The organism is Candidatus Pelagibacter sp. HIMB1495, assembly GCF_052047955.1.
In the GTDB taxonomy this organism is placed as follows: Bacteria; Pseudomonadota; Alphaproteobacteria; order Pelagibacterales; family Pelagibacteraceae; genus Pelagibacter.
This window is the reverse complement of record NZ_JBNAIQ010000001.1, coordinates 228,040-249,599: the sequence shown is the minus strand read 5'-3', so window position 1 is coordinate 249,599 and position 21,560 is coordinate 228,040. Positions and strand designations below refer to the sequence as shown.

At 28.3% G+C, this 21,560-nt stretch carries 25 protein-coding genes and 1 tRNA gene; 11 read left to right on the top strand and 15 right to left on the bottom strand.

The genetic code is table 11. From position 1 onward, the window contains the following. The first annotated feature begins 4 nt into the window (after window positions 1-4). Window positions 5-988: an MBL fold metallo-hydrolase gene (locus tag ACTTAW_RS01325; protein ID WP_440650821.1), complete on the top strand. Its 984-nt coding sequence runs from the start codon at window positions 5-7 to the stop codon at window positions 986-988. Here ACTTAW_RS01325 and ACTTAW_RS01320 read toward each other — a convergent pair whose 3' ends face one another. From ACTTAW_RS01320 to hemC, 8 genes are all read right to left on the bottom strand, one after another. Next, window positions 989-1,780: a TauD/TfdA dioxygenase family protein gene (locus ACTTAW_RS01320; protein WP_440650820.1), complete on the bottom strand. Its 792-nt coding sequence runs from the start codon at window positions 1,778-1,780 to the stop codon at window positions 989-991. Window positions 1,781-1,788: 8 nt separating this feature from the next. Further along, window positions 1,789-2,061: an SHOCT domain-containing protein gene (locus ACTTAW_RS01315; RefSeq protein WP_440650819.1), complete on the bottom strand. Its 273-nt coding sequence runs from the start codon at window positions 2,059-2,061 to the stop codon at window positions 1,789-1,791. A 3-nt stretch (window positions 2,062-2,064) separates the two neighbouring features. After that, entirely contained in the window at window positions 2,065-2,268 is a 204-nt protein-coding gene (locus ACTTAW_RS01310) for a hypothetical protein (protein ID WP_262589965.1), read from the bottom strand. Between the two features lie 78 nt (window positions 2,269-2,346). After that, entirely contained in the window at window positions 2,347-3,192 is an 846-nt protein-coding gene (locus ACTTAW_RS01305; protein ID WP_440650818.1) for a bifunctional 5,10-methylenetetrahydrofolate dehydrogenase/5,10-methenyltetrahydrofolate cyclohydrolase, read from the bottom strand. Window positions 3,193-3,200: 8 nt separating this feature from the next. Continuing rightward, window positions 3,201-3,491 carry a YggT family protein gene (locus tag ACTTAW_RS01300; RefSeq protein WP_262589968.1) on the bottom strand — a complete coding sequence of 97 codons (291 nt, stop codon included), beginning with the start codon at window positions 3,489-3,491 and terminating at the stop codon, window positions 3,201-3,203. Continuing rightward, complete coding sequence (locus ACTTAW_RS01295) at window positions 3,488-4,573, bottom strand: mechanosensitive ion channel family protein (protein WP_440650817.1); 1,086 nt, start codon at window positions 4,571-4,573, stop codon at window positions 3,488-3,490. The genes ACTTAW_RS01300 and ACTTAW_RS01295 overlap by 4 nt, the downstream gene beginning before the upstream one ends. Window positions 4,574-4,575: 2 nt before the next feature. Beyond that, window positions 4,576-5,274: a uroporphyrinogen-III synthase gene (locus ACTTAW_RS01290; RefSeq protein ID WP_440650816.1), complete on the bottom strand. Its 699-nt coding sequence runs from the start codon at window positions 5,272-5,274 to the stop codon at window positions 4,576-4,578. 1 nt (window position 5,275) lies between these two features. Then, on the bottom strand, window positions 5,276-6,193 hold the full coding sequence (hemC, locus tag ACTTAW_RS01285) for a hydroxymethylbilane synthase (RefSeq protein ID WP_440650815.1): 918 nt from the start codon (window positions 6,191-6,193) through the stop codon (window positions 5,276-5,278). A gap of 55 nt (window positions 6,194-6,248) precedes the next feature. On the opposite strand from hemC, the gene tsaD reads away from it, so the two are divergent. Then, the gene (gene tsaD / locus ACTTAW_RS01280; protein ID WP_440650814.1) at window positions 6,249-7,322 is read left to right on the top strand and encodes a tRNA (adenosine(37)-N6)-threonylcarbamoyltransferase complex transferase subunit TsaD; all 1,074 of its coding nucleotides are present in this window, start codon (window positions 6,249-6,251) and stop codon (window positions 7,320-7,322) included. A gap of 5 nt (window positions 7,323-7,327) precedes the next feature. Here tsaD and ACTTAW_RS01275 read toward each other — a convergent pair whose 3' ends face one another. Next, window positions 7,328-7,870: a 2OG-Fe(II) oxygenase gene (locus tag ACTTAW_RS01275; protein WP_440650813.1), complete on the bottom strand. Its 543-nt coding sequence runs from the start codon at window positions 7,868-7,870 to the stop codon at window positions 7,328-7,330. A 72-nt stretch (window positions 7,871-7,942) separates the two neighbouring features. On the opposite strand from ACTTAW_RS01275, the gene ACTTAW_RS01270 reads away from it, so the two are divergent. Beyond that, the gene (locus ACTTAW_RS01270) at window positions 7,943-8,356 is read left to right on the top strand and encodes an EVE domain-containing protein (protein WP_440650812.1); all 414 of its coding nucleotides are present in this window, start codon (window positions 7,943-7,945) and stop codon (window positions 8,354-8,356) included. A gap of 13 nt (window positions 8,357-8,369) precedes the next feature. Continuing rightward, window positions 8,370-10,436 carry an acetate--CoA ligase gene (gene acs / locus ACTTAW_RS01265; protein WP_440650811.1) on the top strand — a complete coding sequence of 689 codons (2,067 nt, stop codon included), beginning with the start codon at window positions 8,370-8,372 and terminating at the stop codon, window positions 10,434-10,436. Here acs and ACTTAW_RS01260 read toward each other — a convergent pair. Beyond that, window positions 10,433-11,056 carry an esterase gene (locus ACTTAW_RS01260; protein WP_440650810.1) on the bottom strand — a complete coding sequence of 208 codons (624 nt, stop codon included), beginning with the start codon at window positions 11,054-11,056 and terminating at the stop codon, window positions 10,433-10,435. The genes acs and ACTTAW_RS01260 overlap by 4 nt on opposite strands. A gap of 121 nt (window positions 11,057-11,177) precedes the next feature. Here ACTTAW_RS01260 and ACTTAW_RS01255 point away from each other — a divergent pair, with 121 nt between their 5' ends. The 6 genes from ACTTAW_RS01255 (at window position 11,178) to purH (ending at window position 17,531) form a co-directional block, all read left to right on the top strand. Continuing rightward, the gene (locus ACTTAW_RS01255) at window positions 11,178-11,438 is read left to right on the top strand and encodes a DUF4212 domain-containing protein (protein WP_440613626.1); all 261 of its coding nucleotides are present in this window, start codon (window positions 11,178-11,180) and stop codon (window positions 11,436-11,438) included. Beyond that, window positions 11,438-13,252, top strand: a complete 1,815-nt coding sequence (locus ACTTAW_RS01250) for a sodium:solute symporter family protein (protein WP_440619142.1) — start codon at window positions 11,438-11,440, stop codon at window positions 13,250-13,252. The genes ACTTAW_RS01255 and ACTTAW_RS01250 overlap by 1 nt, the downstream gene beginning before the upstream one ends. Before the next feature lie 69 nt (window positions 13,253-13,321). Continuing rightward, window positions 13,322-13,678 (top strand): hypothetical protein, encoded by a 357-nt coding sequence (locus ACTTAW_RS01245; protein WP_440619143.1) that lies wholly within the window; start codon window positions 13,322-13,324, stop codon window positions 13,676-13,678. A gap of 28 nt (window positions 13,679-13,706) precedes the next feature. After that, window positions 13,707-14,366 (top strand): ribulose-phosphate 3-epimerase, encoded by a 660-nt coding sequence (gene rpe / locus ACTTAW_RS01240; RefSeq protein WP_440650809.1) that lies wholly within the window; start codon window positions 13,707-13,709, stop codon window positions 14,364-14,366. Window positions 14,367-14,370: 4 nt separating this feature from the next. Continuing rightward, complete coding sequence (locus ACTTAW_RS01235; protein ID WP_440650808.1) at window positions 14,371-15,996, top strand: heparinase II/III domain-containing protein; 1,626 nt, start codon at window positions 14,371-14,373, stop codon at window positions 15,994-15,996. Further along, on the top strand, window positions 15,996-17,531 hold the full coding sequence (gene purH / locus ACTTAW_RS01230) for a bifunctional phosphoribosylaminoimidazolecarboxamide formyltransferase/IMP cyclohydrolase (protein ID WP_440650807.1): 1,536 nt from the start codon (window positions 15,996-15,998) through the stop codon (window positions 17,529-17,531). The genes ACTTAW_RS01235 and purH overlap by 1 nt, the downstream gene beginning before the upstream one ends. Here the strand turns inward: purH and ACTTAW_RS01225 are convergent. The 4 genes from ACTTAW_RS01225 to ACTTAW_RS01210 form a co-directional block, all read right to left on the bottom strand. Further along, a complete protein-coding gene (locus ACTTAW_RS01225; protein WP_440650806.1) occupies window positions 17,521-17,865 on the bottom strand; it encodes a 4a-hydroxytetrahydrobiopterin dehydratase in 345 nt (114 codons plus the stop codon). The genes purH and ACTTAW_RS01225 overlap by 11 nt on opposite strands. Continuing rightward, on the bottom strand, window positions 17,858-18,670 hold the full coding sequence (locus tag ACTTAW_RS01220; protein ID WP_440650805.1) for an FkbM family methyltransferase: 813 nt from the start codon (window positions 18,668-18,670) through the stop codon (window positions 17,858-17,860). Before ACTTAW_RS01220 ends, ACTTAW_RS01225 begins: the two co-directional genes overlap by 8 nt. A 107-nt stretch (window positions 18,671-18,777) precedes the next feature. Beyond that, window positions 18,778-18,852 (bottom strand) — tRNA-Gly (locus ACTTAW_RS01215). A gap of 66 nt (window positions 18,853-18,918) precedes the next feature. Further along, entirely contained in the window at window positions 18,919-19,773 is an 855-nt protein-coding gene (locus tag ACTTAW_RS01210) for a sulfotransferase domain-containing protein (protein ID WP_440650804.1), read from the bottom strand. A 48-nt stretch (window positions 19,774-19,821) separates the two neighbouring features. Between ACTTAW_RS01210 and ACTTAW_RS01205 the strand changes: the two genes are divergently transcribed. Then, the gene (locus ACTTAW_RS01205) at window positions 19,822-20,460 is read left to right on the top strand and encodes an LON peptidase substrate-binding domain-containing protein (RefSeq protein WP_440650803.1); all 639 of its coding nucleotides are present in this window, start codon (window positions 19,822-19,824) and stop codon (window positions 20,458-20,460) included. Here ACTTAW_RS01205 and ACTTAW_RS01200 read toward each other — a convergent pair whose 3' ends face one another. Further along, window positions 20,461-21,537 (bottom strand): ubiquinone biosynthesis protein UbiB, encoded by a 1,077-nt coding sequence (locus ACTTAW_RS01200; RefSeq protein ID WP_440650802.1) that lies wholly within the window; start codon window positions 21,535-21,537, stop codon window positions 20,461-20,463. Window positions 21,538-21,560 lie beyond the last annotated feature (23 nt).

The window sequence follows — 21,560 nt, the reverse complement described above, 5'->3', positions numbered from 1 at the left end:
TGTAATGAAAGAAAAACCTTATCATCATTTATCAGATGGAACTTTTCGAAATCCTAAGGGTTCACCTGTTGTAATATCTAGATCAGGGAAATTTTCTTATAGAACTTTCAGTAAACTAAGAAAAAAAATTAGTCTTAATTTTCCAAATGAGCATGTTGTCGAAAAAGAAAAAGTTAAATCTGATTTAGAAAAATACAAAAATGATGATTACGTTGCCTGGATTGGGCACGCTACTTATTTAATTAAATTAGGTAATACAACAATAATTACTGATCCTGTTTTTTCAAAAAATGCAGGTCCGTTAATATTTGGACCAAAGAGATTTACTAAACCAGCATTAGATCTTAACGAAATTCCAAAAATAGATTTATTTTTATTAACTCATAATCATTACGATCATCAAGACATGTCAACCATCAGAAATTTTCCATACAAGGATGCAAAAGTATTAGTTCCACTTAACCTTGGAAAATATTTTAAGAATTATGAAGATGTAAATGAAATGGATTGGTATGATCACAAAAATATAAATAGTGATTTAAAAATAACCTTACTACCAGCAGTTCATTGGTCAAAAAGAAGTCTAACAGACACAAATAAAACTTTGTGGGGGAATTTTTTAATTGAATATAAAAATAGAAAAATTTTATTTGCTTGTGATACTGGTTATGGAAATATCTATAAAGAACTAGGAGAAAAATATGGTCCGATTGATCTTACTATGATCAACATTGGAGCATATAATTTTAAACCAATGTTCGATAAAACTATTTACCATACAACCCCAGAAGAAGCTTTAAATGTAGCAAAAGATCTTAAAAGCAAAAAAGTATTAGGAATGCATTGGGGGACTTTTGTTTTATCTTTAGAGCCAATTATGGAACCACCAATTCGATTTAAAGATAATGCAGAAAATTATGGATTTAAAAGAGAAGATGCAATTACATTTAATATTGGTGAGGTAAAATCCTTAAACGAATTATTATAACTACAATATAGTTATTCTATGCATAATTCTATTGCCTTTAAAAGGGGTAGCTTGGTGGAGCATGGATCTATTGTCCCAAATAGCTAACTGATCTTTTTCCCATTCTAATGAGTATTGAAACTTTTTTTTAACTTGGTGCTTAAATAATTGTTTTTTAACTTTTTCAGAATTTTTTAAATTTGGAGAAAATCCTACAAGATGTCCAGGACTGCAATAAATCATATTTTTAGATTTTATGTTTTTTATAATTTTATGAATAGATTTTAATTCTTCAATCTTTCTACCCTTCTCTTTTACTCTTTCTCTTGTAGTAACTGAAATTGGTCCTTCAGAAGAGTACCTTCCCTTCACTTTGAGTAATTTATTTTTTATTGATTTGGGCAAATAATCATAAGCCAAGTATTGAGAGGAAAATTCAGTATTTGCTCTACCCTTTTTAGGAACTAATTTAGAATAAAGCATTGTAAATCTAGGTGGTTTTTTTGTGTAAATTGAGTCTGTGTGAAACTGTTCTCCAAAGCTAGGTCCCTTATCTGTTGCTTTCCTTTGAACGACAGTAATTTGTTTGTATTTCTTACTTAATCCTTTTAGTCTTGGATATTTAGCTAATTTACCAAAATGTTTAGCAAACTCTATATAATCTGATGAACTTAATTTTTGTCTTCTAAAAAAAATCATACCATAAAGCTCAAGTGCTTTTAAAAAAATTTTAAAATCTTTTTTAGAAATTTTTTTAACGTTACCAATAATCTCAGCCCCAATATTTTTTTTATTGGGAATAATCTTAAACATATCTAAATTTAATTATTCAGTAATTTACTTTTAGCTTTTTCAAACTCTTCTTGAGTAAGAGCTCCATTTTTATACAAATCATTTAATTTTGAAATTTCAGAACTTAAATCGTTACTATTTGAAGGTCTAATTACTGTTTCTGAATCTGATTCTGTGTCCTCAGGTTTATTGGGTCGATTATCAACTTTAGCCTTAAAACCTTTCATTATTGCAGAACCACCTAGGTAAAAAACAAATCCTAAAATTGGCACTGCTAAAGCAAAAAAAATAATTTTTTCCATTAATTAATCCTCATCCTCATCTCTCCAACCTTTTTCATACATCAAATATCCAGCTAAGATAACAGAAAAAACTCCAGCGATCATTCCAAAATCAAATCCAACTTGTTTGTTATATAAATACCAACCTAATTGGGTAGCTCCAATTGGAACTGCAGTTAATAAAATCATTATTATTGCAATTCTGTATTCGTATTTAGGTTTTTTCATAAGACTAGCTTATCAAATACAACGGTAATTTAATCAGTTTAAATATCCTTGAGACAATTAAACTTATATAAAAAGTGTTTATTTTTGTGATCTTTTAAAACACTCAATTGTGTTTTTTAATAAACAAGCGATAGTCATTGGCCCTACACCACCTGGAACTGGGGTTAAAGCTTTTGCATTTTTTGAAACATCTTCAAAATCAACATCTCCAACAATACCTTTATCAGTTTTATTGATACCAACATCAATTACTATTGCATCTTTCTTTACCCAATCTCCTTTTACAAGCTCAGGTATTCCAACTGCTGCAACAATTATATCAGCTTCTAAACATTCAGCTTTTAGATCTTTAGTTTTTGAATGAGTAATTGTTACAGTACAATTTTCTTTCAAAAGTAGTTGCGTCATTGGTTTTCCATTTAAATTTGATCTACCTACTACTACTGCTTTTTTTCCAGTTAAATTTGGTTCAATTTTTTTAATTAACAAGTAACAGCCAAGAGGTGTACAAGGAACTGAGCTTTCATAACCCGATGAAAGATTTCCTACATTCATTGGGTGAAAACCATCTACATCTTTGGAAGGATCAATGGCCTCAATAACTTTTTGTTTATCTATATGTTTTGGTAACGGCAATTGAACTAAAATTCCTGAAACTGTTTCATCTTTATTTAATTCTTCAATTTTTTCTAAAACAGTTTTTTCTTCAACACTATCTGGATATTTAATTACTTCCGATTTTAACCCTACTTCATTTGCTGATTTTTCTTTATTACGAACATAAATTTGGCTTGGAGTAAGATCTCCAATTAATATTACAGTTAAACCAGGAACTTTATTATATTTGGATTTAAGTCCTGATACTTCTTGCTTTAATTCTTCTCTTAATTCAGCTGCAGCTTTTTTTCCGTCAATTAAAATCATTTTACTTTCTAAAATATAATTGGTGCAATGTAGAGCTTCATACACATTTCAATAAACCAAATCAATAGAAGAAGAATGATTGGTGAAATATCTAGTGATCCTAAATTGGGTAAAAAACGTCTAATTTTATTAAGTATTGGCTCAGTCAATTTGTATGTAAGCTCTAAAATTGAGTAAACAAATCTATTTTGAGTATTTAAAACATTAAATGCTATCAACCAGCTTATAACTACATTTGCTATTACAACATAAGAATACAGTTTTAAAATCTGTAAAACTAAATAAAAAATTGCTATCATTTTTTCTCAACATAAATTGACTGACTTGGGAAAGCAAAAGAGGCCTTATTTTTTTCTACAATCTGCTTAATTTCAATTGCCAATCTCTCTTTAACTTCTAGTGAATTACTCCAACTATTTGAATTCGTAAAACATCTTATCAATAAATCTATTGAACTATCAGAAAACTTCTCAATTCTAACAGCAACCCCAGTTGATTGATTAAAGTCATCACTGTTGTTTATATAACTTTCTATTTCCTCTCTGATTTTTTTTAATTGATCAATGGTAGAGTCATATTGCAATGTAATTATCCATCTAATTCTCCAATTAGATGTTTCGCTAACATTAACTACAGCATTTTCTGCAAATTGAAAATTAGGAATAATCGCTAGAGATTTATCAAACTTTCTTATTGTTGTTGATCTAAAACCAATTTTTTCAACTGTGCCTTCAATAATCCCATCTACTGCAATCCAATCTCCAATTTTAAATCTTTTTTCAACTAATACTAAAATTCCAGAAATTAAATTTTTAAATAAATCTTGTGCTCCAAGTGCAACGGCAACTCCAAACAAACCAAGACCAGCAATAATTGGTCCTATCTTAATACCCCACAATTCTAGTACTGCAGCTAATCCTAAAATAAATATTAAAATCTTAAGTGATTTAATTATCCAACCAATAAGTTCTCTAGTTAAAAGTTTATCTAGTCCACTTAAGATATATGAAATGGGTTCTATAATTTGATGAATAACCCAAAAAATCAATATCGTAATTAAAGTTCTATTAATTGTATCAACTACTTCTCTACCCTCTGTTGAAAAGGTCATGTAGTAACTTGCAATAAAGAAACCTAATACAATTGGTAAAAATCTAGCTGGACCAATTAATGACTGAACAAAAGTATCGTCTAATTTGTTTGTTGTTCTTTTTGAGATAATTTCTAATTTTTTTATAATTAATTTACTTATTAATCCTCTAAAGACTAAAAAAAGTAAGAATATCCCTATTCCAATTAAAATTTGAAAAATATCAACACCAAGTATTCCTTTATTCCAAACAGATAAAAATATTTCAGAAAAATTATTTATTAATTCCATACCTAAATTTTATATAACAAAAACTCTTCTTCTCCAGGATTAAAAAGAAATATCTTTTTCCATTTAATTTCATTCAATATTGACGAGGTTTTTTCACCTATACACATTAAGTTTGTATTCATCCAAAGGTTTTCTGTTTGATAGATTTTTATAAAATTTAAGAAACTAGAGGCACTATTTTGAGAATAAACATAAACAATATCAGGCATATTCTGCTTTAATTCGTTAACAAAATTTTCATCAAAATTTTCAGTATGATTTACTTTATAGTTAATAATACGTTTAACAGCATACCCTTCTTTTAATAATTGGTGGTCTAAATCAGTTGTTATGATCTCACCACTTATATAAAGAAGTGGAGTTTCTTTTAATTCATAATTTTGTAGAATTAGTTCTTTAAGATTTGAAACATTCCCTTCTGCAGCAATTGTATTTTGAAAGCCTAAACTTCTAGCTTTTTTTTCTGTAGCACTACCAACGCAAAAACAAATTAATTTTTTATTTAAATTTTCTACATTTAAATTTTTTACAGCATTAGAACTTGTAAAAATTAAACCACCATAATCATGAGAGTTAATTTCTTCATGTTGAACTTTTTGAATATTTATTAATGGTAGATGAGATACTTTATGATCTAAAGATTGAAACTTAACTATCATTTCTGAACAATCTTCTATAGGTCTAGTTAACAAAATATGCATTTTACTTTTTATATGAATTATTAGATTTAATTTTTAAAGTGTTACCAACTTCTGTTCCAATTTCTTTAAACATATCAATATTACCAGATTTTTTTTCATAAAATATTTTAGAACCATCTAGTGAGAATAGTTCAGCTTCAACGGTAATTTTATCCCCCTCTATAATTGAATGAGCACCTATTGCAGTTTCGCAGTCACCTTCCAGTACCTTTAAAATGTTTCTCTCTATGTGAGCTCTCATATAAGTATCTTTGTGATTTGTTTTTTCCAAAACTTTTATAATTTCATCATCATCATCTCTACACTGTAAAGCAATAATACCTTGGCCTGCACTTGGAATAATTTGATCAGTCGAAAAAATTTCTGAAATTTCATTATCTAAATTTAAATATTTTATACCCGCATAAGACAAAACTATTGCATCATAAATACCTTCCTTTAGCTTTTTGATTCTGGTATCTACATTTCCTCTTATTAATTTACAGTTAACATCTGGTCTTATTTTTTTAATTTGAAATTCCCTTCTATAAGATGAGGTTCCTACTATTGCATTTAATTTTAATTCTTTGATATTTTTCTTGTTATTAGTTATTAAAATTTCTCTTGGATCTGTCCTTTCTAAAAATGAATCTGTTCTAAGTGCTTTAGTTTCAATTGCAGGCATGTCTTTCAATGCATGCACGGCTATATCAATTTTTTTTTCTTTCAGTTCTTTTTCAATCGTACTAGAAAATAAACCCTTACCACCGACCTCTGATAATCTTCGATCCTGAATTTGATCACCTTTTGTAGTTATTGTTTGAATGACAATCTGATCATCTGGCAAGTCTAAAGCTTCAATAATTTTATCTTTAGCTTTTTGCGCATAAAGCAAAGCCAATTTACTTCCTCTTGAGCCTATTATAATTTTTCTATTCATTAAAAATTTATTTCTTACTTGTATTGAGATTGTACAATTATTAAAAACTATTTGAATGAGTAAAAAACCCTTAATTCTTGGAATAGAGACTAGCTGTGATGAAACTGCAGCGTCTATTATAACTGAAAATGACAAAGGAATTCCAACAGTTTTATCCAATATTGTTTCTAGTCAGGTTGATGTTCACAAAGAATTTGGGGGAGTAGTTCCCGAACTAGCCGCAAGATCACATATAGAAAAAATAGATTGGATTGTTGAAAAAGCAATTTCAGATAGTGGAAAAAAAATTGAAGAAATTGATGCTGTTGCTTCAACTGCTGGACCAGGTTTAATTGTTTGTTTGTCAGTTGGTTTAAGTTTTGGAAAAGCTTTTGCAAGCGCAATTAATAAACCTTTTATAGCAGTTAACCATCTTGAGGGTCATGCATTAAGTCCTAAGTTAAATTCCCATTTAAATTATCCCTATCTATTATTATTAATTTCAGGAGGTCACTCACAATATTTAAATGTTCAAGGTCTTGGAAAATATAAAAGATTAGGAACAACTATTGATGACGCTTTAGGTGAGGCATTTGATAAAACAGCTAAACTTTTAGGAATTGAATTTCCTGGTGGACCACAAATCGAAGTTTTGGCAAAAAAAGGAGATTCTGAAAAATATGATTTGCCTAAACCAATTTTTAATAAAGGTGGATGTAATTTATCTTTTGCAGGATTAAAAACTGCAATTTTAAAAATTGCAAAATCTATAAAAACAGAACAAGAAAAATTTGATTTAGCAGCTTCTTTTCAAAAAACTGTTGAAGAAATTCTTAATAAAAAAACAAAGATAGCATTTGAAGAATTTGAAAAAGAAAATAAATTAAAAGAAAAAGTTTTTGTAGTAGCTGGAGGAGTTGCTGCTAACAAAAAAATTAGATCTATGTTAATTAATTTATGTGAAGCTAATAATTACAAAAGTATATTTCCACCAATAGAACTTTGTGGGGATAATGCTGCAATGATTGCAATGGTAGGTCTGGAAAAATTTAAATTAAATAAATTTAATAATTTAGATTATCCAGCAAAACCAAGATGGCCTTTAGACGAGAATGCTGCGTTTTTAAAAGGTGCAGGTGTAAAAATTTAAAATTTTTACCTAAATTTTGGTCCAGATAACCAAATTGCCAAAGTATGTCTTCTACCTGAAATTATCTTATTAACTTTATGATTTATAAATGAAGGAAATATAATCGCGCTCCCAGGTTGATTAAATTCATTGCAAATTATTTCATTAGCTCTGAACAAAGATAATTCTCCACCCTCATAATTCTCATCAGATAAATTTAGTAAAGCTGTTAATTTAATATCTTTTACTGGATCACCAGGAACCGCATCTATATGCCAAGTATATTCTTGCCCGGTATCATAAATGTTGTAATTGAGTTTTTTAAGATCAGTTAGTGGATGTAGATCAAAACCAAAAAAATTATTATTTGCTGTAAAACAAAAATCAACAAATTGACCTAAATATTTTTGAAGCTTTCCGTAAAGTACAAATTTAACCTCGGAAGTTTTGTTTGATTTTGATGCAAAATTATCTTTTCCTGGTACAAAATTCGACCTAATAATGCTATTTATTTCTTTAATCTGATCTTGATTATATATATTCATCGATGAATAATTTGCTGCTCTCATAAACTAAAATATTTGCTGCTCAACAATTGTTTAAAAAGTTAAATTATATCTTATTATATTATAAATTAAATAATGAATTATTGGTTATTAAAATCTGAGCCAGATGTTTGGTCAATTGAGCAACAAATTAAGGCTGGTAAAAAAGGTGCACCTTGGGATGGTGTTAGAAATTATCAAGCAGCAAACAATTTAAAAAGTATGAAGAAGGGTGATCTATGTTTTTTTTATCACTCTAATATTGGCAAAGAAATAGTTGGGATAGTAATGGTAATTAAAGAACACTATTTAGATAAAACTGATAAGACCGGAAGATTTGTTGCAGTAACAGTCCAATTTAAAAGTAAGTTCTCTAAACCAGTAACCCTTGAAAATATCAAAAAAAATAAGGATTTAAGCGATTTAGCGCTTATTAAACAAAGTAGACTTTCAGTAATGCCAATTGATGATAAAAGCTGGAAAATTATAAATAACATGAGTAAAATTTAAAAAAAAATAATCCATGCCAAATAAAAAGAAAAAAGCTAAATCTAAAAAAAAAACTAAAGTAAGAAAGAAAACTGCAGTTAAGAAAAAAACTAAAGTTAAAAGAAAAAAATCAAAAAAAATTTTAAAACAAAGTGAAAAACCTGCTCCTGAATTAATTATAAAAACTAAACCTGAGTGGATCAAAAGTAGTTTGGCTAACAAAAATAAATACGAGCAAAAATATTCTCAATCTATAAAAAATAACGACGAATTTTGGAAAAAAGAAGGAAAAAGAATTACTTGGATTAAACCTTATAAAAAAATTAAAGATGTTAAATACAGTTCTAAAAAAGTAAAAATTAAATGGTTTGAAGATGGAACTCTAAATGCATCTGCAAACTGTATCGATAGACATCTAAAAGATAAAAAAGATAAAACAGCAATAATTTGGGTTGGTGATGATCCAAAAGATAGTCAAAAAATTACTTACAAACAGCTTCATCAAAAAGTTTCTAAAGCAGCAAACGGTTTAAAAAAATTAGGTATTAAAAAAGGGGATAGAGTTACAATTTATCTTACGATGATACCAGAGCTAGCTATTTTAATGTTAGCATGTGTTAGAATTGGTGCAGTCCATTCAATTATTTTTGGAGGTTTTTCAGCAGACTCTATTTCTGGAAGAGTGAATGACTGTGAGTCTGAATATATAATTACGGCCGATGAAGGTGTTAGAGGTGGAAAAACTATTCCTTTAAAAGAAACAACTGATGAAGCATTAGAGAGTTGTCCTAATGTAAAAAAATGTATTGTTGTTAAACGTACAGGTAATTCAGTTAGTTGGAATTATGATAGAGACGTTTGGTATCATGATTTAATTAAAGATGTTCCTTCTCATTGCGAGCCTGAAGAAATGAACGCAGAAGATCCTTTATTTATTTTATACACATCAGGTTCAACTGGAAAACCAAAAGGAGTTCTTCATACAACAGGTGGGTACATGGTGTATGCATCAATGACTCATCAATATATTTTTAATTACAAACCAAAAGATATTTATTGGTGTACTGCTGATATTGGTTGGGTAACAGGTCACAGTTATATTATCTATGGTCCTCTTTCAAACGGCGCAACAACTATAATGTTTGAAGGAATACCAAACTATCCTGATAGTTCTAGATGGTGGCAAATAGTAGATAAATACAAAGTAAATACTTTCTATACTGCACCGACCGCAATCAGAGCTCTAATGAGAGAAGGTGATAAGCCTGTCAAAAAAACATCTAGAAAATCTTTAAAGTTACTTGGAACTGTTGGTGAGCCAATAAACCCTGAAGCTTGGATGTGGTATTACAAAACAGTAGGAAACTCTAAGTGCCCAATTGTAGATACATGGTGGCAGACAGAAACAGGAGGGATATTAATTGCTCCGCAAACAGGTGCAATACCATTAAAGCCTGGTTCTGCAACAAAACCATTTTATGGAATAAAGCCTATGTTAGTTGATAAATCCGGCAAAGAGATAAAAGGACCTGGAGAGGGAAGGCTTTGTATAGCACAATCATGGCCTGGACAAATGAGAACAGTATATGGGGATCATCAAAGATTTATAGATACTTATTTTTCTCAGTTTGAAGGTAAATATTTTACTGGTGACGGATGTCGAAGAGACAAAGATGGGTATTATTGGATTACAGGTCGGGTAGATGATGTAATTATTGTATCAGGACACAACTTGGGTACTGCTGAAATTGAAAGTGCATTTGTGGCTCATCCAAAGGTAGCAGAGGCAGCAGTTGTAGGTTACCCACACGATATTAAAGGTAATGGATTGTATTGTTATGTAACATTAAATGCTGGTGAAAGAGAAACTGGTGAACTCGAAAGAGATCTAAAGCTATGGGTTAGAAAACAAATTGGTCCACTTGCCACACCTGACTTAATTCATTTCACACCAGGACTTCCAAAAACAAGATCTGGAAAAATTATGAGAAGAATTTTAAGAAAAATAGCTGCAAATGAACATGGTCAATTAGGAGACACAACTACATTGGCCGATCCAAGTGTTGTAGATAGTTTGGTTGAGAACAGAAAAAATATTTAAAACTGTATTCTATCTTTAAATTCTTTTTTAATAACATCCCATTTTAAAATAACAGAATTTAAAACTATTTTTCGATCAAGAGTTTTTAATTCATCTGCTATTGGTGCCCATTTATACATTGCCAGAGCACTTGGATTGAAAGGACGATCATTGTGATACTTATCCCAATCAATTTTAATTAGTCTTTCATCAAATTCTTTTTTTGCTTCTTCGATGATATGCAAAGGCATACTATTTGTTGTTTCATCATCTAAAATTTTTAAAAAAATTTCCTTGGCTTTATCTAATTCATTGTAACTAAAATTAACTTTTAAATAAGAAAAAGTGAAAAATGTTAAATCTTGAAGAGCAACAGAATAAATATTCCATTTAGCTTCATTGACAGACTTCATAAATTCATCATTATCAAAGTGAAGAACATATCTTGTCCCCATTCTAGTTTTTAAATAACTGTAAAGTGTAACTTGAGATACCCAAGCAGATTTTGTTTGAATAAACTCTTCTAACTCATCTGAAGTTTTAATTTTTGTTTTAGGAATAAAAGCTTTAAACAAAGAAAAAAAATAAACTTTGAAATCACTTAACGATAAATCTTTCCAACTTAATTTTTTTTTATCCATAAAAAGTTAATTTTATTGAAAATATTTGAAAAAATTAACCTAATACGGCTAATTTTACACTTTTATTATCTTTCATAATGGTTAAGGTTTTATCAGTTATAACTAAAAAAGAGAGGTATACATGGCGAAAAACGCTCAACACTGGGAAAAGACCAGAGGCTTGTTGTTTGTAACACTTGCAATCTGGGCTGTATTCTCAATGGGTATATTCCTTTTCGGAGCTGAAATGAACGAAGTTACTGGACCTTTTGGGTATCCATTAACTTATTGGTTCACATGTCAAGGTTCTCTTGCCATATTTGTAATCCTTATTTTCTGGTTTGCAGGTAGACAAGAAAAAATTGATGAAGAGTTCGGCTTTAGTGAAAAAGGAGACGACTAATGATTAAGGGTAATTTTATAGATAACTTGCCTAAAGTTTATGGAATTTACACAGGTGGATTTATAGGTTTCATAATCTTGATGGCGATTGGTGAGCAGATGGGTATGTCTGCAAAAGCAATAGGTATTTGCTTTGTAGGTTTTACCATTTTCATCTACGCAGCAATTGGTTGGCTATCTCGAACAGCCCAAGCAAGTAACTATTACGTAGCTGGAAGAACGGTTCCAACTGTGTTCAACGGAATGGCAACAGCAGCCGACTGGATGTCTGGAGCTTCATTCGTTGCGATGGCAGGTGGTATTTACTTCAAAGGTTATGGATATATGGCTTTGCTTGTAGGTTGGACAGGTGGTTATGTGTTAGTTGCAACTTTATTAGCACCATACTTAAGAAAATTTGGTTGTTACACAGTTCCAGATTTCGTAGGTACTAGATACGGTGGTAATACTGCAAGATTGATGGCGGTTATCGTTTTAACTGTTGCATCATTCACATATGTGACTGCACAAATTAACGCTACAGGTACTATTGCAGCTGTTGCTTTAGATATCCCATTCCAATACGCAGTATATGTTGGACTAGTTAGTATTTTACTATGTTCAATGCTTGGTGGTATGAGAGGGGTAACTTGGACACAGGTTGCGCAATATATTGTACTAATTATAGCTTACCTACTTCCAGTATTCTGGATCAGTAACAACATTGGTGCGGGTTTCTTCCCACACTTTATGCTAGCTGATGAAGTTGCTAGAATTGGTGAGTTAGAGCAACAGTATGGGTTTGTTAAAAACTCTGCTGCTGATTTAGCTACTGTACCTAAAGGGTTAGCTGGTATTACTAAGGCTCACTCTGAAGTAAACGCAACACCTTGGGCTTTCATCTCATTAGCATTAGCAATGATGATGGGAACAGCTTCATTACCACACGTAATGATGAGGTTCTTTACTACTCCAAGTGTAAAAGCAGCTAGAAAATCAGTAGGTTGGTCAGTATTCTTTATCTTCCTACTATATTCTTCTGCGCCGATGTTAGCGACACTATCTAAACTTGCTTTGATTGATCCAAACTTACCGACAGGTATTATTGGTAAATCTATTGCAGAAGTTCAAGCAATCGATTGGTATCAAAACTGGAACCAAGCAAATCTGATGTTTGTAAGCGACTTTAACGGAAATGGAACTGTTGAATTAAACGAGTTCTTCATGGGTGGTAAAGCCGTTGTATTAGCAACACCAGAAATTGCTGGATTACCTTATGTAATCTCAGGTCTAGTTGCTGCTGGAGGTTTGGCAGCTGCGATGTCAACTGCAGATGGTTTGATTCTTGCAATCGCAAATGCAATCTCGCATGACGTTTACTACAAAATGGTAGACCCTAAAGCTGAGACTGCTAAAAGACTTGTTGTTGCAAGGGTATTACTTGTAGTAATTGGTTTTGCAGGAGCAACTATTGCAGCAATGGAGATCCAAGGTATCTTAGGTTCAGTAATCTGGGCTTTTGACTTTGCGATGTCTGGATTGTTCTGGCCACTTGTACTTGGTGTATGGTGGAAGAGAGCTAATAAAGAAGGTGCTATAGCTGGTATGGTCTTAGGATTAGTTTCTGGTTTCGCGTATCTAGTTTGGGTACGAAGTGGTGGAAGCGGATTCTTAGGAATTACTCAGTTAACATTTGGTATCTTCGGATCTACTGTTAGCTTAGTGGCTATGGTTGTTGTAAGTTTAATGACTTCAGCACCAAGCGCTGCAACACAAAAAATGGTTGATGATTCTAGGGTACCTGCGGGTGCATCTGTAATCGGCGGCCAAAAATAAATAACTTTTTTAAGGGGCGATTAATTTCGCCCCTTTTATTTCTTTTTAAGATCAAATATAAATTTCTTAATGTCTGCCAACTTTCACCCTTTAGTTTACATAATTGACTATATTCTTGGAATTATAATGTGGACTTTAGTTGGAAGAGTAGCAATGAATATCTTTCAAAGAGAAGACTCAAATTTTTTCTTTATGAAAGCTTTTGTAAAATTTACTAATCCTTTATTAAGAATTTTTAAACCTGTTACTCCCTCTTTTATAATTCAACCATTGGTACCTCTTTATGTGGCTTGGTTCTTTTTCATGATTAGATTTTATTTGATGCCTTGGATCTTGGGATATTCAGTTATGGGGATGTTGTCTTTTCCTCTTGAGAGTGAAATTTCTAGGCAGATTTATCAATTTTTTAATTCAATTAAATTTTAAAAATTGATACTAGTAAATCTAGATATCAATGAAAAATATACAAATATCACCTTCAATTTTATCAGCTGATTTTAGCCAATTAGGTACTGAAATAAAAAGACTTGAAGAAGGTGGGGCTGACATGATTCATGTAGATGTTATGGATGGACACTTTGTTCCAAACTTAACAATCGGTCCTCCAGTAATTAAAGCACTCAGAAAACATTGTTCATTAAAATTCGATGTTCATTTAATGATTTCTCCAGTGCATAAATACATAGAAGCTTATGCGGATGCGGGCGCAGATATAATTACTGTGCATCCAGAAGCAACTGATAATTTAGAAGAGACAATAAATAAAATAAAAGATCTAAAGAAAAAGGTAGGAGTTTCTCTCAATCCTGAAACAAGTATAGATTTAATAAAAAATCTTTTAGATAAAATTGATTTAGTTTTAATAATGAGTGTAAATCCTGGGTTTGGTGGACAAAAATTCATGCCAGAAGTTTTAGAAAAAATTAAACAATTAAAAAATATTAGAGAAATAGAAAAACTTAACTTTGATATTGAAATAGACGGTGGGATAAATTTTGATAATTGTAAAATAGCAATTGAAGCTGGTGCTAATATTCTTGTATCTGGTACAACGGTTTTTAAAAGCAATGATGGAGATATTAAAAAGAATATTAATTTATTAAAAACAAAATAAGTTAATGCAATCTCAAAATTCCTTAAATCTTATCAATGGAATATTTTTTAAGTTAAAATCTTCATTTAAAAAATTATATAAAAGTTCAAATTTTTATGAAAAACGAATTTCAAAAACTTTTGACAACAATTTTGAATATAAACCAAGCCCTCATCTTTTATCTTCAATTATAAAGTATCAGAAAAAAAAATATAAAATTGAAGATTTTGTAACTGAAACTATCTGGACAAACAATATTTCTTCTAAAGACTTTAAAAAACTAAACAATTTTTTTTGGTTTTTTAGTTTGGATTTAAAATCATCTAAAGAAACCACGCAATCAATTATTCTCAATTGGATTAATAAAAATGAAAAATTTGATGAAAATATTTGGGAATTCAATATTACCGCAAAAAGAATTATTGCTTGGCTTTCCAATCATCAGTTAACTTATGAAGATAGTAATGAAGAATATAGGTTGTATTTTAATCATATGCTTCAAAAACAAACTAACCATTTATTAAATGAGATCAAAAATTTAGATGAAACAGAAGAAAAACTGATTGGCTGTGCTGCAATAATTTTAACAGGTTTAGCATATAAAGATGAGAAAAATTATTTAGACAGTGGTTTAAATATATTAAAAAATTTAATCAAACACTCTCTTGATAAACAAGGTTTTCCCAAATCAAGAAATATTCAAAATTTAGTTTTTTATCTCAAATATCTCATCATTATTAGAGAGTGGTTTAAAGAATCACAAAATCCAATTCCAGAATATATTGATGAAACTATATATTATTTAGGATCCAGTTATGCTTTTATATGGCAAAATATAAAGCAAGATATCTTTTTTAATGGAAATTATTCATCTAATCATAATGAATTTGACCAATATTTAAAACGATTTGGATATACTTTTAAAAATCAAATAAATGAGTTAGCTGGATATACAATATTGCAAAATAAAAAATTTATCCTAGCAGCTGACATTGGATCAAATCCTGAAAAAATATATACCAAAAATTATCAGGCAGGCGCTTTATCTTTTGAAATTTTTTCTAACGATAAAAAATTAATTTCAAATTCTGGATATTATCCAGATCCAAAAAACAGGCTGAATAAATTTTCCAAAAGCACCGCTTTACAAAGTACACTTTCAATTGAAGATTATTCTTCATGCGATTTTATTAAAGCTGGTGATAATTTTTTGATACAAAAAGATTTAAAAATTGAAAATAAAAATATAGTTTTTGAGAAGAATTATTGGAAAATTTCAGCTAGTCATAATGGTTACTTCAAAAAGTTTAAAATAGATCATCATAGAGAAATAGAATTCTATCCTGAACAATTTAAATTTATTGGTCATGATAAAATAGTAAGAAAAGATCCTGATAAGCAAATTAAATTTGATATTAGATTTCATCTTCATCCCGACTCTAAAGTTATGAAAACACAAAATAATAAGTTTATATTAATACAATTAGAAGATGAAGGTTGGCAATTTAGTTGTGATAACTATGATATAAATATTGATAATGGTTTATATTTCGGTAATAAAAATTCGTATCAAGAAAACCAAAATATATTTATCTCTGGCATGAGTAATGAAAATGAACAAATAATTAAATGGGAAATAAGTAAAATATAATGAAAAAAATAAAGACAGCTCTTATTTCTGTATCAGATAAAAATAATTTAAAACCAGTTTTAGAAATTTTAAAAAAATATCAAATCAAAATTATTAGTTCTGGTGGAACTTATAAAGAAATAAAAAAATTAAAATTTAATTGTTTAGAAGTATCTGATTTTACAGATTCTCCTGAAATTTTAGAGGGAAGAGTTAAAACCCTACATCCAAAAGTACACGCAGGAATCTTAAATAAAAGAAACAATAAAAAACATTTCAATGACTTAAAGAAAAATAATTTTGAAAATATTGATCTAGTAATTGTAAATTTTTATCCCTTTGAAAAAACTTTAGAAACTACGAATAATCATAAAAAAATAATTGAAAATATAGATGTAGGAGGTCCCACTATGGTTAGGTCTGCTGCTAAAAATTATAATGATGTAACGGTGATTACTTCTGAAGATCAATATCAAGAATTAATAGATGAGATGAATAGAAATAATGGAGCTACATCATTAAATTTCAGAGAAAAACTATCAAGAATAGCTTTTACAGAAACTGCTTACTATGATGCTGTAATTTCAAGTTATTTCAATAAAAAGGCAAATATACACTTGCCAGATAGAAAAGTTTTTTCTGCAAATTTAATTGAAAAACTTAGGTATGGAGAAAATCCACATCAATTCAGTGGTTACTATTCAAAAAATTTGAAAACTAATTTAAAACAACTTCAAGGAAAACAACTAAGCTATAATAATTACAACGATATTTTTGCTGCATTAACTATTTCAAAATCTTTACCAAAAAACAAAGGTACTGTAATTGTAAAACATGCAAACCCTTGTGGTGTATCAATAAATTCAAATCCTATAGATAGCTATAAATCTGCATTAGCATGTGATCCCATAAGTGCTTTTGGGGGAATTGTTTCTTGTAATTTTAAAATAAAAAAAAATCTTGCAGTTGAGCTCAATAAACTTTTTTTAGAAGTAATTATTGCTAATGGTTTTGATAATGATGCTCTAAAAATACTTAAAAATAAAAAAAATTTACGTGTAATTGATGCAACAAATTATTCACTTAGTGAAATTACAAAATTCAATTCATCAAATGAAGCAATATTGGTTCAATCTGAAGACTTAAAAATCTTCAAAAATAAAGATTTTAAAGTTGTATCTAAAAGAAAACCAAACCCTAAGATGCTTAGAAATCTAATTTTTGCATTCAATGTCTGTAGATATGTCAAATCAAATGCAATTGTTCTTGCAAAAGATGAATCAATTGTTGGTATTGGATCAGGCCAACCAAGCAGATTAGATAGCTGTGAGATAGCAATTAATAAAATGAGAAAATTTAACCTGTTTGGAAATAATTTAGTTGCAGCATCAGATGCTTTCTTCCCTTTTGTAGACGGAATTGAAAAATTAGTTCAGTCAGGAGTTGAGGCTGTAATTCAACCTTCGGGATCTATTAGAGACAAAGAAATAATTAAATTTGCTAATGAAACAGATACTATTTTAGTCTTTTCTAAGACAAGACATTTCAGACATTAGTAACTCTATCTATCTTAGCAGCTAAAATAAAATCATTTTCTGAAAGACCTTTAATTGCATGAGTAGTAATTTTAATCTCCGCATAACCCCAACCAAAACTTATATCTGGATGATGTCCTTCCTCTTCAGAAATTTTTCCAACCTCATTAATGAAATTTTGACTTTTTATAAAATTTTCAAATTTAAATTTTTTATGTAAAAAAAATATTTTATTTTCATCCTCTGTAATATCCCAACCATCAACTTTTTTTTGATATTTATGAATTTCAGATATATCAAAAGGAATAGCTCCACCCTCACAAGGCAAACATTTTTTTTTTGTTAAGTCATTCATATAAATTAAAATTTTTAAATATCTTATTTGAATTATGCACTATATAAAAATTACCTATTGTCATAAATCTTTTTTTTAAATTGTCTATTCTAAACAATATATCTTTTGTACTATGTTTTTGATAATTTGTATCAAATATCGAATATTTAAATTTTTTTAAGAAAAAATTTAAAAACTCAATCTTATCATTAGAATTTAAAGTAAATTTTGAAAATTCAATTATTATTAGAGGCGATTTTTTTTTGATAAAATTCAGTGAACCTCTTAAAGCGTCGATTTCATTTCCCTCTACATCTAGCTTAATAATTGGATAAAATTCACTTACACCATGTTGATTTACAATAGTGTCAATTTTAATTGTTTTAATTTTTTTTTTTTTCTTATTAAAAAAATTTTTACGTACTACTGAACTTTCCCAATCCTTTTCACTCTCATAAAAGATAATATCCTTATTATCTCTATTTGAAATGGCTTTATTAAAAAATACTATGTTTAAAAATAAATTTAGTTTTAAATTTTTTTTGAAATAAGTTAATGTTTTTTTTGAAGCTTCTATAGAGATAACTTTATTATTATTAGACAAGGAAGCAACATAAAGAGAATAAAAACCATAATTACAACCACAATCTATAAATAAAATTTTTTGTAAATTAGATATTTTTCTTATTAAATTTAATTCTTTGTTATCACCGAAGTCACATTTTTTTAAGAGAAAATATGAAGTATTATTTTTATTAACACTCCCTAAAACTTTAAAGCCAAATATGTTTAAAATTATATCTGTGTTTAGAAAATTTCGGATCAATCTAAAAAAAATATAATAGAAATAACTATTTTTAAAAGATCTTATGTCTTTATCTTTTATAAACCATTGAAAAAAATATGTTATAACGTTTTGTTTAATCACAAAATTGGAGCGGGCAAAGGGGGTCGAACCCTCGACCTTCTCGTTGGCAACGAGACGCTCTACCACTGAGCTATGCCCGCATATAAATTATTATATAAAATTTAAAGTTTTTTATGAATATAGCAAGTGTAAATATAATTAATTTATTAATATGATAGTTCTTTAATTTCTTTCTCAAAAATTTCGTCAATCTTATTTTTTAAATTTATATCTAAAATTTTTTTCCAGTCATTTTTAGGGCCAAGATTAAAAAATGAGATTTTTTTTTTCAAATCTTCTTTTGTGGGAACTGCTTCGGAAAAACCATGATTAATTTCATTTTTTTTTAAATTTTCAAAAGAAGTACTCCTTAATGTTTTTCTAATTTTATCTTTATCAATTTTTTCAGGATTGTTTGTAATTTTATTAATAAATTTAATTATATCTATAAATATATAATAGGTTTGTTTCATTAAATCTTCGTACTTAATTAGTTTAATAGGTATTTTTTTTTGAACAGTCCAAGATTTATAATTTAAATTCCATGAACTAATGAATTGAAAGTCACTATATCCTAACTCATCAAACTCTTGAACATTGTAAATAAAATTTTTTTCGTTTTTCATCCATTGAAATGCTTGGTCATCATCAAGCTGATAATGGTTCTTAAGAGATGTAATTACATTTCTAGGATCTCTCACAACATATAAACATCCAATTGAATTCTTTACATTAGTAAAATCATAATTATTTACCTTACCAAAAACATTATGTGTTTTAAAAAATTTAATTTTATTAGAAAAATTTACTTTTTCTTGAGCTTGCAACCAATATTTACATGTATCACCAGGCAAATTTTTATTAAATTTAAAATCTTTAAAATATTTGCTTGTAGGAAATTGATCGATCAACTTTAATAAATTCTCTTGAAAATTTCCATCGTGAGAATAATAATATGTACTAATTAAAGCTCTAAGCCATGTATTTCCACTTTTAGGATAAGATGCAATCCAAATAATCATATAATTATAAATATAGAACAATAATTTAATTTTTGTTAATAATAATATATGAAAAATCTTCCTTCTAAATTACCTATATTCCCATTAAGTAATTTTATAATATTTCCAAAAACTACAGTTCCACTAAATATTTTTGAGCCAAGATATATTGATATGGTTGATGATAGTATGAAATCAAACAAGTTAATTGGAATGATCCAGCCCAAAAACTCAAATAATAAAAATGAGATTCTCAAATTACATCAAGTTGGGTGCGTTGGAAAAATTACTAGTTTTAGAGAAACAGATGATGGCAGATATTTAATAGAATTAAAGGGTGTATCAAGATTTAAATCCATTAAAGAAATAGATACTTTAACTAAATATAGAATTTTGCAAGTAAGCTATGATGATTATATTGAAGATTTAGAAAACAAAAAAGAAGATCTTAAGTTTTCAGATTTAGAGCTAATTTTTAAAGACTTAAAATCATTGTTTGAAAAAAAAGGTTTTATCATTAATTGGAAAGCATTGGAGAAACAAAGTTTGGACGAAACAATAAATGCCTTAGCCATGGCATCACCTTTTTCCCTAGAAGAAAAACAAGTTTTGTTGGAAGCACAAAATCTAGATATTAGAAAAAATAAAATTGCAGAGATATTAAAAACATACACTCACGATATTTATGAAAATAACACTATACAATGATCAATAATTCAAACCAGTATCTGCAAATTTTTTTAGCATATTATTTAAAAAATTTTTTTTACCAAAATATTTTATAGAATTAATAAAAAAATCGCTTTTTAAATTTCCCTCATGATTAAAAAATTCATAAATAAAATCAATTCCGTTTGAAAAAATAAAGTTTTTATGTTTTGTATTTTTTTGAAATTCTTCGTTAACAGAATTATTTAATGGTAATCCAAGATCTATCCTATTTTGAATTATTTCTAGTAAAATTTTAATATCTCTGACAGTCATGTTGAAACCTTGACCGGCCAAAGGGTGTATCTTGTGAATTAATTCACCAAAGGCTAAAATATTTTTATGATAATAATTTCTTAAGTTTACAGACATCAATTCAAATGAAGAAATTTTTTTAATTTTTTTAATTTTATAGTTTTGATTATGTATGTTAATTAATTTTATTAAATTTTCTTTTTTAATTTTAGTAGTATTTTTTATTGAATAAACAATAGAAGTTTCTTTATCAGAAATAGGTAAAAATGCTAAAGGGCCAATCTTTGTAAAAACTTGTCTTGCAATTTTATTATCAATTTTTTCATGCTCTAGTATTAAAGTATAAGCTAAGCTTTTGTATCTTTTTATAATTTTTTTACTAAAAAATTTTTTTGCAATTAAGTTTGAAATATTTAAATTAATCAAAAGATTATATTTGTTTTGAATATTTTCTAAATTTATCTGATTTTGTAATTTAAAAAATTTATTTTTTTTGAGACTTTTTTCTAAAATATTATAGAGATCAAAACTTCTAACCATTGAAAAAAGTTCTTGATTTTTATTTTGGAATTCCAATAATTTTTCTTTATTTAGTTTATCTGAGAGAATTTCAATTTTATTTATTTTCCAGATTATTTTATCAACATTAACTATGTTATTGTTAAAATATTCAATATTACTTTTTGTAATACCTATAGTCCTTGATTGATCAATTATTTGTTTTTTTTTATCTCTTAAAATATCTACATATATATTCTGATTAACTAAAGCTTTAGCTAAAGCTAAACTAGTTAGTCCACTTCCAATTATACAAATCCTCATATTATTTTTAATTTTAACAACAA